The sequence below is a fragment of the Dactylosporangium sp. NPDC051087 genome (assembly GCF_055586325.1).
In genome coordinates this window covers 42,638-53,344 of sequence record NZ_JBVJIJ010000012.1, presented here as the reverse complement: position 1 = coordinate 53,344, position 10,707 = coordinate 42,638, and the positions used below count along the sequence as shown (strand labels likewise).

At 75.0% G+C, this 10,707-nt stretch carries 9 protein-coding genes; 7 read left to right on the top strand and 2 right to left on the bottom strand.

What is annotated here, in order from left to right:
- The first annotated feature begins 1,194 nt into the window (after positions 1-1,194).
- Genes ACZ6TV_RS23275 through ACZ6TV_RS23260 form a run of 4 tightly spaced genes read left to right on the top strand, consistent with a single transcriptional unit; the run spans position 1,195 to position 5,359 of the window.
- A complete protein-coding gene (locus ACZ6TV_RS23275) occupies positions 1,195-1,917 on the top strand; it encodes a hypothetical protein (RefSeq protein WP_465299325.1) in 723 nt (240 codons plus the stop codon).
- 50 nt (positions 1,918-1,967) lie between these two features.
- On the top strand, positions 1,968-2,522 hold the full coding sequence (locus ACZ6TV_RS23270; RefSeq protein ID WP_465299324.1) for an RNA polymerase sigma factor: 555 nt from the start codon (positions 1,968-1,970) through the stop codon (positions 2,520-2,522).
- The gene (locus ACZ6TV_RS23265; RefSeq protein ID WP_465299323.1) at positions 2,512-3,285 is read left to right on the top strand and encodes a hypothetical protein; all 774 of its coding nucleotides are present in this window, start codon (positions 2,512-2,514) and stop codon (positions 3,283-3,285) included. The genes ACZ6TV_RS23270 and ACZ6TV_RS23265 overlap by 11 nt, the downstream gene beginning before the upstream one ends.
- 52 nt (positions 3,286-3,337) lie before the next feature.
- On the top strand, positions 3,338-5,359 hold the full coding sequence (locus ACZ6TV_RS23260) for a methyl-accepting chemotaxis protein (protein WP_465299322.1): 2,022 nt from the start codon (positions 3,338-3,340) through the stop codon (positions 5,357-5,359).
- Here ACZ6TV_RS23260 and ACZ6TV_RS23255 read toward each other — a convergent pair.
- The gene (locus ACZ6TV_RS23255; protein ID WP_465299321.1) at positions 5,334-5,798 is read right to left on the bottom strand and encodes a GNAT family N-acetyltransferase; all 465 of its coding nucleotides are present in this window, start codon (positions 5,796-5,798) and stop codon (positions 5,334-5,336) included. The genes ACZ6TV_RS23260 and ACZ6TV_RS23255 overlap by 26 nt on opposite strands.
- Positions 5,795-6,631, bottom strand: a complete 837-nt coding sequence (locus tag ACZ6TV_RS23250; protein ID WP_465299320.1) for an alpha/beta fold hydrolase — start codon at positions 6,629-6,631, stop codon at positions 5,795-5,797. The genes ACZ6TV_RS23255 and ACZ6TV_RS23250 overlap by 4 nt, the downstream gene beginning before the upstream one ends.
- An 81-nt stretch (positions 6,632-6,712) precedes the next feature.
- On the opposite strand from ACZ6TV_RS23250, the gene ACZ6TV_RS23245 reads away from it, so the two are divergent.
- Genes ACZ6TV_RS23245 through ACZ6TV_RS23235 form a run of 3 tightly spaced genes read left to right on the top strand, consistent with a single transcriptional unit; the run spans position 6,713 to position 10,706 of the window.
- A complete protein-coding gene (locus tag ACZ6TV_RS23245; RefSeq protein ID WP_465299319.1) occupies positions 6,713-7,309 on the top strand; it encodes a PadR family transcriptional regulator in 597 nt (198 codons plus the stop codon).
- Entirely contained in the window at positions 7,306-8,025 is a 720-nt protein-coding gene (locus ACZ6TV_RS23240; protein WP_465299318.1) for an ABC transporter ATP-binding protein, read from the top strand. The genes ACZ6TV_RS23245 and ACZ6TV_RS23240 overlap by 4 nt, the downstream gene beginning before the upstream one ends.
- Positions 8,022-10,706: an FtsX-like permease family protein gene (locus ACZ6TV_RS23235; protein ID WP_465299317.1), complete on the top strand. Its 2,685-nt coding sequence runs from the start codon at positions 8,022-8,024 to the stop codon at positions 10,704-10,706. Before ACZ6TV_RS23240 ends, ACZ6TV_RS23235 begins: the two co-directional genes overlap by 4 nt.
- Position 10,707 lies beyond the last annotated feature (1 nt).

Sequence of the window (10,707 nt, the reverse complement as noted above, 5' to 3'; positions counted from 1 at the left end):
GCACCCTCATTTCTCTCCCGATGGGGGCACCACCCCCCCCCCCCCACTCCCCCCCCCCCCCCCCCCCCCCCCCCCCCTCCCCCCCGCGCCCCCCCCCCCCCCCCCCCCCCCCCCCCCCCCCCGGAACCGCCTGCCGACCCGGACCCGCTGCCCACACCGCTGCCCACACCCGTGCCACGGCCGGCACCCGCGGACGACCACGAGCCGGCGCCCGGTCCCGGCCCTGCGCTCGGCCCAGAGCCTGATCCTGACCCTTCACCTGGACCGGGGCCGCGTCCGGGACCGCTGCCCACACCTGTTCCCGAGCCGGATTCACCACCCCGGTCCGGCCCGGTGCCCGGTGCGAACCCACCGTCCGGCCCGCCGCCGGTCCGGACGCCCGTGCCCAGCCCGGTATCCGATCCACGACCGGTGCCCACATCCGGCCCGCCGCCGGCACCCGAGCCGGACCCTGACCCACAACCAGCACCCGAGCCATGGCCTGCACCCTCGCCGAGCCCAGCGCCTACGCCTGCGCCGGGACCGGACCCTGACCCACAACCAGCACCCGAGCCGCGGACGACACCCTCGCCGAGCCCAACGCCGGGACCGGACCCTGACCCACAACCAACACCCACATCCGGGCCACCGCCGGCACCCGAGCCGGACCCTGACCCACAACCAGCACCCGAGCCGCGGCCGACACCCTCGCCGAGCCCAGCGCCTGCACCAGCGCCGGGACCGGACCCTGACCCACAACCAACACCCGGGCCGCCACCGGCACTGTTGCCGGGACCGGCGTCCGGGCCACGACCAGCACCTGCTGAGCCCGGGCCGGCACCCCCGCCGGGGCCGATCCCCGCACCGCGGCCGGCACCTCAGCCCGAGCCGACAGCCGGACCCGAACCCACGCCCGAATCCGAGCCCACCTCTGCACCCAGCCCTCAACCCACACCCGGGCCGACACCCGGACCCGAACCCATGCCCGGACCCGGACCCGAACCCACGCCCGGACCCGGGCCCACTCCTGAACCCGAGCCGACACCCGGACCCGAACCCATGCCCGGACCCGGACCCGGACCCACTCCTGAACCCGAGCCGACGCCCGGGCCCGGGCCCACACCTGGGTCGGGGGGTGCTACCGGGTGGTGGGGCAGGGTTCGGCGGCGGTTGCGGCGGACGGCTCCCGGGGAGGGGGAGGAAGGGCGGCGGTCCGTGTGGTCGCGGACCGGGGAGCTGGTCACGATCAGCTCGGCGGTGGTGGCCGTGGCGGTGTCGGTGTGGGCGGCGACGGCCGGGAACAGCAGGGTCGATCAGGCCAGGGAGGATGACCTGCGGGCGCGGTTGCGGGACGACATCACGAAGCTCGGCGAGCTCGACAGCACGTTGCGCGGGGATGCCGGGGATCGGCAGGCGGCGTCGTTGCAGCTCGGGGTGCATGCGATCGAGGCGTGGGAGCTGATCAAGGAGCTGGGGGCGCAGCGGGTGTCGCCGGTGGATCTGGCGTTGACGGCGCAGGCGCTCGCGGCGTCGGGGATCATCGCGGACGCGCGGGAGGCGATCGGGCTGGCGCTGGGGCGGGAGGCGCCTGAGGACGTGCGGGTGATTCTGCTGACGAGTGCGGTGTCGGTGCATCATCAGACGGGCGACCTGCGGCAGTTGCGGGAGGAGTCGGGCGAGCTCGTCGCGATCTACACGGCGCGGCTGGAGCGGCAGCGGGCCGAGGGCAACGCGTACGCGAACCTCGGCGAGGTGTACATCGCGCGGGTCCGGTACGTGTGGGGGGCGTCGGAGGCGTCGTACCGCTACTGCGACCTCGCCCGGGAGCAGATCGCGGAGGCCGGCCGGCTGGCCGATCGGGTGCGGCCGCCGGTGGCCGGGCTCGAGGACTTCCGGCGCACGGCGGAGAAGCTGCTGGAGACGAACTGCCCGACGTAGTTGGACGGATCCGGGGGTCCGGTGCTCTCTCCCGTAGGAGGGAGGATCGGATGATCGATACGACACACGAGCTCGGGGTGGCGCCGCCGGACTTCGCCGAGTTCTACCGGCGGGACGCGCCAGGGGTGCAGCGCTTCATGTGCGCGTTCGCCGGGCGGGAGCTCGGGGTGGAGGCGACCGCCGAGAGTTTCGCGCGGATGCTGGAGCGGTGGGCGCAGCTGCGGCGGCTCGGTGACGCGCAGCGGCGCGCGTACGTGCTGACGACCGCGAAGAACTACGTGCGGCGGGTGGCCGTCGTCGACGCGAGGTTCACCGCCCTGGACGGCGAGCGGCACGACGTCGGGCTCGTCGACAACGACCTGGACCGGGTCACCGACAGCACCGGGCTGGTGCAGGCGGTGCGGCAGGTCATCGACGGGCAGCCGGCCCGCCGCCGGCAGGTGGCGCTGCTGTTCTTCCTGCACGACGACACGACGGCGGACATCGCGCGGCTGCTCGACATGAGCGAGTCGACGGTCCGCAGCCACGTGTCGGCCCTGCGCAAGCTCCTTCAACCGTATGTGCAGCGGTTCCAGCAGATCGTGGAGGCTAGTGGTGACGACTGACCGGCACGACCCGACCAGGGACCTGATCCGCCGCGCGTACGCCGACGTCCGGCACACCGGCGAGTTCGACAGTGAGACCGGCCTCGCCGACGTGGTCCGGCGGGCCGGGCGCCCGCGGGCCGAGCACGACGCCGACGTGCTCACGCTGGAGCCCCGCAGGCCCCAGCGGAAGCGGTTCGCGGCGGTCGCCACGTTCGCCGCGGCCGTCGTCACCATCCTGGCCGTCTACGCGGCGTCCGCCGGGGTGCGGCCGCAGGAGGTCGGCACGCCGGCGACGCCGACACCGCAGCCGGTCAGCGGCGGGCCGGTGTCGCCGACCGGCGGTCCGACGCCCGCGGGGTCCGCCGGCCCGTCACAACCGGTCTCGGCGGACGACCACCGGCCGTTCCCGTTCCCGTCGTCCTGCGCGGACTCGTGGGTGCTGGAGCCGGCCGGTGACACGCTCAAGGTCACCGCGCTGCCCGGTGGGGGCTGCCCGCCGATGCGGCTGGACCGGTTGTGGCTGCTGGACGCCGCCCGCGGCAACGGTGGCGTCAACCCCGGTGACGCGGTCATCTGGCCGATCGTGCCGGTCGACGGGGCGAAGGGGCCGCTGCAGCCGCCGTTCACGTTCCGCCCCGGCGGCTGGCCCGGCCTGCGGCAGGGTCACCTCTACTGGGTCATGTACGTGACCGAGGAGGCGGCGGCGAAGGCGAAACCGGGCGCCGACGCCTATGACGCCTACTCCGAGGCGTACCACCTGTCCGGATACCTGAACGGGTAAGGTCCGGACCTCCGGCGCCGAAATGGTCATCGTGGGTCCCAACGTACGCCGCTTGTCCCGCCTGCTGCTGCCGGTAGCAGGCGGGTTCGGCGGTCTCGCCGTGGCGTTTCTCATGATGCAGCTGATCACCACCGGGGCGTTCGAGCAGTTGGAGGCGCGCCAGGTCGCGCAGGACGCCGACCGGATACGCATCGGGCTCAACTCGCAGGCGCAGCTGCTCACCGCGTTCGGCGCCACGAACGCGGTGTGGGACAACTCGTTCCACGACATCGGCAGCAGCGACAAGGCCGGGTTCGCGGCCGACTTCCCGCCCGAGGCGCAGCAGTCCGTCAACGACATCGACGGCATGCTCGGCGTGGGCCTGGACGGCACGCTGCGGGTCGGCGGGATGACCACGGACCAGCCGGCGTTCGTCCAGGCGCCGGCGCAGCTGCGCGACCCGGCGGTGCTGCGCAAGCTGTTCGACCCGGCCGCGCGGCCCGGCGAGTCGCGGTGCGGCGTCGTGTCGGCGGACGTGCCGTACCTGTTCTGCGGCGTCGGCTCGTTCCCCAGCAGCGGCGAGGGCGCCCCGTCCGGTGGCCTGATCCTGCTCAAACGCCTCGACGAGGCCCGTGTCGCGCTGCTCAGCGAGGCCCTGGACCTGCCGGTGCGGCTCGCCCCGCAGGCCCGCCCCGGCACCGACGCGCAGCCGACGCTGCACAGCGAGCTCGGCGACCTGCGCATCGGCACGAAGGTCCTCGGCGCCGACCACATCTCGGTCGACGCCGTCATCGACACCGTCAACGGCGGCAGCATCGTCCTGGAGGTCGTCGCGGCCCGGCCGATCCACGCGGCGGCGAGCACGACGGCGGTCAAGCTGTTCCTGTTCGTCTCCGTCGCGACCGTGCTGCTCGTCGTCGGGGTGCTGGTGGGTGTACGAGCCGCGCTGCGCCGGCGGGTGGGGCCGCTGCGGCGCACCACGGAGGAGATCATCGCCTCCGGCGACCGCCGGTTGCGGGTCAACCCGGCGGGCACCGACGACATCGCGGTCCTCGGCCAGGCGATCGACGCGATGCTCGACTCGCTGCAGGTGCAGGAGGCCAGCCTCGCCGAGGAGCGGCAGCTGAAGGAGGCGCAGCTGATGACGACGAACGTGCGCCAGCAGCTCGCCGAGCAGACCGTCCGCCGCCGCGCCGGTGAGGTCATCGACGAGACCAGCGCGTCGGCGCTCGCCGAGCTGCGCACCGTCATGTCCGACGCCGGTGACGTGCTCGCCGCCGCCGACGCGATCGAGCAGCAGGCGACGACCGCGGACCGGGTCACCCGCACCGTCGTGTCGCGCGCCGCGGACGCCGACGCCGTCATCGACGCCGTCACCACCAGCCTCGGCCGGGTCGACGGCATCGCCAACCTCATCGCCGGGGTGGCCGGCCAGACGAACCTCCTCGCCCTCAACGCGACCATCGAGGCGGCCCGCGCCGGTGAGGCGGGGCGCGGCTTCAGCGTCGTCGCCGGCGAGGTGAAGAACCTGGCGACGAAGACGAAGGACTCGACCGGCGAGATCACCAGCACCGTCGAGGCGCTCGGCTCGGACGCGTCCGCGATGGCGTCGGTCATCACCGACATGAGCCAGGGGGTGCACGCCGTCGGGGACGCCACCGCGCAGCTGACCGCGGTCGCCGCCCAGCAGCGGGCGTCGGTGGAGCAGCTCGTCGGCGCGGTGCGGGCGGCGATCACCCGGATCGAGAGCCTGGCTCAGGTCACCGACCGGCTGGAACGCCGCCGGCACAACCGGGCCGCCGTGGAGGGCACGGTCGTGCTCACCCAGGGCACCACGCACGCCGAGGCGGACCTGCTCGACCTGAGCATCTCCGGCATGCGCTGCGCCGCGAAGTCCGGCTGGCGGCCCGCCCTGGAGAGCGTCGTGGACCTCACCCTGGGCCTCGGCGACCAGCGGCTGCAGCTGCAGGGCCGCGCGGTGCGCCACCTCGACACGGACACCGCCGGCGAGGTCGGCATCGAGTTCGTGAAGCCGCCGGCGCCGGTCGTCGCCGTCATCGGCCGCTACATCACGGCGCTGCTGGGGGAGGACTGACCGCCGGGATGATCGCGTCGCGGGTGGGGCGGCGGTCGATCTCCATGAAGCGGCCGGGGCCGGCGACCGGTTCGAAGCCGGAGCGGCGATACACCTCGTGGGCGTCGCGGGTGGCGAGCAGGAAGCGGCGCAGGCCGGCGGCGGACAGGTCGGCGACGATCGTGTCGACGAGCCACTGGCCCAGCCCGCGGCCGCGGTGCGCGGGGTCGACGAAGACGTCGCAGATCCAGGCGAACGTGGCCCGGTCGGTGACGACCCTGGCGAACGCGACCTGGCCGCCGTCGCGCCACACGCTGTAGGGCATGGACCCTTCGATCGAGCGGACGACGAGGTCGCGTTCGCGGCCGGCGGCCCAGTAGGACTCCTCCGACAGCCAGCGGTGCACGGTGTCGACGTCGACGCGCGCCGGGTCGGCGGTCAGCTCGTAGCCGTCACTCATCGGGTGGTCTCCGCGTGCAGCCAGCGCAGGGCGGGAGCGACGTGCCGCATGACGGTGAGGTGCCCTTCCGACGGGACGATCCGCACGTCCGCGCCCGGGAGGTGCGCGGCGAGTCGGGTGGTGTGGACGCTGGGCACCATCCGGTCGGCGGCGCCGTGCATGAGCAGGACCGGGGCGGTGACGGCGGCGAGGGGGAAGCCCCACGGCCGCACATACGCCAGGTCGTCGTCGACCATCGGGGCCGGGCCGGCCTCGGCCGCGGCGGCCACGACCGTCTGGAAGTAGCTCCAGTCGGTGTCCAGGGCGATCCAGTCGGCGGCCAGGAAGCCGATGTCGGCGCCGTCGTTCGGCGCCGCGGCGCGCCGCTCCCGCTCCTCGCGCCCGGCGACCGCGGCGCGCAGTGACGCCTCCGCGCCCTCGGCCATGCCCTCGAAGTAGTCGTCGCCGCCCGTGTACGGACTGGGCGACGACACGGCCAGCACGGCCGCGACGCGGTCCGGCAGCAGCGCCGCGCAGGCCAGGGCGTGCGGCCCGCCGCCGGAGTGGCCCATGACGGCGAACCGCGGCACGCCGAGCGCGTCGGCGACCGCGGCGGCGTCCGCCGCGGCCGAGGCGACCGTGCGGTCCGGGCGTGGCGTGGATCCGCCGTAGCCGGGCCGGTCGTAGGAGATCCACCGGATGCCGAGCTCGTCGGACACCTCGAACAGCGGCGACGGCGGTGCACCGGTGCCGGGTGTGCCGTGGTGCCAGAACACCACGACGTCGCCTTCGCCGGTGTCGTGCGCCCGCAGTGTCCGCCCGTCGTCGAGCCGGACGTCGATCTCAGCCCCCATGGCCACCGACCCTATCGGGCCACCCCGCCGGCGGGCGAACGGGTTGCGCGGACGCATACCGGGTATGCATACTCCGTATCCATGTCCATCAAGTACGGTCTGCTGGCGCTGCTGCAGCGCGGCACGATGTACGGCTACCAGCTGCGGACCTCGTTCGAGGAGTCCACCGGCGGGACCTGGCCGCTGAACATCGGGCAGGTGTACACGACCCTGTCCCGGCTGGAGCGTGACGACCTCGTCCGGTCGCTGCCGGAGCACGACGGGGGGCAGCGACCGTACGCGATCACCGATGCCGGCCGGGCCGAGCTCGCCACCTGGTTCGCCACCCCGATCGGGCGGGGTGACCGGCCCCGCGACGAGCTGGCGATCAAGCTGGCGCTCGCGCTGACCACACCGGGCGTCGACGTGCCCGGCATCATCCAGGCGCAGCGGACCGCCACGATGCGGATGCTGCAGGAGTACACGCGGATGAAGCAACGGGCGGGCGGCCCCGCCGACCTGTCGTGGCGGCTCGTCCTCGAATCCATGATCTTCCAGGCGGAGGCCGAGGTGCGGTGGCTGGACCACTGCGAGACCAGCCTCGCCCGGCACGCTCCCCTGCCCGCGCCGGCGCCCCCCACCGAGCCGCAGACCGTGCCGCAGACCGAGCCCGTACCGGCGAAGGAGACGACGACATGAGCGTGCTCGAGCTGCGCGACGTCCACCGCACCCACGGGCACGGCGAGGCGACGGTCCTCGCCGTCCGGGGCGTGTCGCTGACCGTCGCCCCGGGTGAGCTGATCGCGGTGATGGGGCCGTCCGGCTCCGGCAAGTCGACGCTGCTCAACCTCGCCGGCGGGCTCGACTCGCCGACGCGGGGCGAGGTCGCCGTCGAGGGGACCGTCCTCGGCGGGCTCGGCCGCAAGGCCCTCGCCGGGCTGCGGCGGCGCCGGATCGGCTACGTGTTCCAGGACCTCAACCTGCTGCCGAGCCTGACGGCGGCGGAGAACATCGCGCTGCCCCTGGAGCTGGACGGCGTCGGGGTCCGCCGGGCCCGGCGGGCCGCGCTCGCCTCCCTCGCCGAGGTGGATCTCGAGGGGTACGCCCAGCGCTTCCCCGACGAGATGTCCGGCGGGCAGCAGCAGCGGGTCGCGATCGCCAGGGCGCTCGTCGGCGGGCGGCGGCTCATCCTCGCCGACGAGCCGACCGGCGCCCTGGACTCCACGACGGGTGAGGCGGTCCTGCGGCTGCTGCGGGCGAAGGTCGACGCCGGCGCCGCCGGGGTCCTCGTCACCCACGAGGCCCGGCACGCGGCGTGGGCCGACCGGGTCGTGTTCCTGCGCGACGGGATCGTCGTGGACACCTCGGGTCCGCTGACCGGGCCGGAGCACCTGCTCGACGGGGCGGCGTCGTGAGGAGCTGGCTGGTGTCGCTGCGGATCGCCCGGCGGGAGGCGCGCCGGGCAAAGGGCCGCACCGCGCTCGTGCTGGGGCTGATCCTGCTGCCGGTGCTCGGGCTGTCGTTCGCCGCGGTCAACTACGACATGTTCACCCTCACCCGGGCCGAGCAGCTCGACCGGGAGCTGGGCGCCTTCGACGCCGCCGTGCACTGGCCGTTCGCCGGGCAGATCGTCCAGGACGCCGAGGGTTACGGCGTGATGGACCCCGGCACCGGCGAGCCGTCGGCGCCCGGCACCGAGGCGCTGCTCGCGCTGCTGCCCGCCGGCTCCCGCGCCGCCCTCGTCGACGAGCGCGACGTCCGCCTGAAGGGCACCACCGGCGAGCAGAAGCTCCGCGCGCACCAGCTCGACCTCGCCGACGCCACGTACCGGGGCAGGGTGTCGGTCCTGCGCGGCACGGCCCCGGCGACCGCCGGCGAGATCGCCCTCAACGCGCGCGCCATGCGACTGCTCGGCGTGCGGCTCGGCGGCACCGTCGGGCTCCCCGGCGGCGAACCCGGTGGGGGCGACCTGCGGGTCGTCGCCGAGGTCGAGTTCCCCGCCGACCTCAAGCCCGTCGCCGTGCTGCGCCCCGGCACCTTCGCGGCGGAGCCGCCCGGCAGGTCCACGACCTGGCTGGTCGACACCCCCGCCCCGATCGCCTGGGCCCAGGTGCTGGACCTCAACCGGCACGGCGTCGTCGTGCGGTCCCGGACCGTCGTGCTCGACCCGCCGCCGGACGCCCGGACCTGGGAGCAGAGCGACGGCAATGTCTTCCGGCTCGGCATCCTCGTGTTCGGCCTCGGCGTCCTGGAGGTCGTGCTCCTCGCCGGCCCGGCGTTCGCGGTCGGCGCCCGCCGCCGGCGGCGCGAGCTGGCCCTCGTCGCCGCGAACGGCGGCACCCCGGCGCAGCTGCGACGCATCGTCCTCGCCGACGGGGTCCTGCTCGGCGTCGTCGCCGCCGTCGCCGGCACCCTCCTCGCGATCGCGGCCGCGTTCGCGACGAGGGGCCTGTTCGAGGAGCACGTCGCGCAGGCCCGGGCCGGCGGCTACCGGGTCTTCCCCCTCGCCCTGCTCGGCATCGCCGGGCTCGCCCTCGTCGCCGGGGTCGGCGCGGCGCTGGTGCCGGCGTTCACGGCGGCCCGCACCGACGTCGTCGCGGCGCTCGCCGGGCGGCGCAACCCGACCGGGCCCGGCAGGCGCTGGCTCGTCGCCGGGCTGTGCGCCATCGGCGCCGGCGCGGCCGCCGCGACCTACGGCGTCGTCGCGATCGACTCGACCGTCGTCATGGCCGGGCTCGTCCTCGCCGAGCTCGGGCTCGTCGTGTGCACGCCGTCGCTGGTCGGGCTGATCGCCCGGCTCGGCCGCCGGCTGCCGCTCGCGCCCCGCATCGCGGTGCGGGACCTGGCCCGCAACCGGTCCTCGACCGCGCCGGCGATCTCCGCGGTCATGGCGGCCGTGCTCGGCGCCGTCACCGTCGGCGTGTTCCTCGCCAGCGACGTCCAGATGCAGCTCGACATGCAGGTCAAGGCCCTGCCCGACGGCTACGCGGAGATCACCCGGGGCTTCGGCGACCGCGGCGAGCGGGCCGGGGCGCTGCCCACCCGGCGCCTCGTCGACGCGGCCACCGCCACCCTGCCGGTGGCGGGGACCGCCGAGCTGCGCGGCGCGACCTGCCCGGCGACCGCGCCCGCCGACGGGTACTGCTACCTGCACCCGGTCCGGCCGGCGCACCGGCGCTGCCCGTACAAGGTCGGCGAGGTCAGCGCGGCGGACCAGCGCAAGGCGGCCCGGGACCCGCGCTGCCACGAGAACTCGTACGTGATGAACGGCGGCGGCAACGCCACCACCGTCGTCGACGACGGCTCGGCGGTCGGGCTCATCTCGGCCGCGACCGGCGACGACCTCGCCCGCGCCGAGGCGACCCTGCGGGCCGGCGGCGTCGTCGTCGCCGACCCGGACCTCATCGAGGACGGCAAGGTCATCCTCGCGGTCGCCTCCGCGGACGACCCGGAGGGTGAGCGGCACACCGTCACCGTCCCCGGGTACCGCACCACGACCGCCGTGTCGCGGGTCTTCGTGGCGATCTCGCCGCAGGCCGTCGCCGCGGCCGGTCTCGCCGTCGAGGTCAAGGGCATCGTCGTGGCGACGTCGCGGATGCCGACCAGGACGGAGTCGGGCAACTTCAACGCCGCCGTCGAGGCCCTCGGCAACCACTACCACGGGTCGGTCTCGTTCCCGTACGTCCCGGACGCCACCGTCAACCTGATCGTGCTGACGATCGTCGCGGCCGTCATCGCGCTCGGCGCGGCCGGCATCGCCACCGGCCTCGCGGCCGTCGACAGCCGCCCGGACCTCGCGACCCTCGGCGCGATCGGCGCGTCGCCCGGCGTGCGCCGCCGGCTGACGCTGAGCCAGGCGGGGGTGATCGCCGGACTCGGGTCGCTGCTCGGTGCCGTCGCCGGGTTCGGCGCCGGGTGGGCGGTCCTCGCCGCGCTCAACCGCAAGGCGCTGAGCGTGTGGCCGAGCGACAACCCGTACCCCCTCGTCGTGCCCTGGTCCAACGTCGCCGTCGCGGTGCTGGTCGTGCCGCTGGTCGCGATGGCCGGGACGGCGCTGTTCACCAGGGCCCGGCTGCCGGTCGAACGGAGGGCCTGAC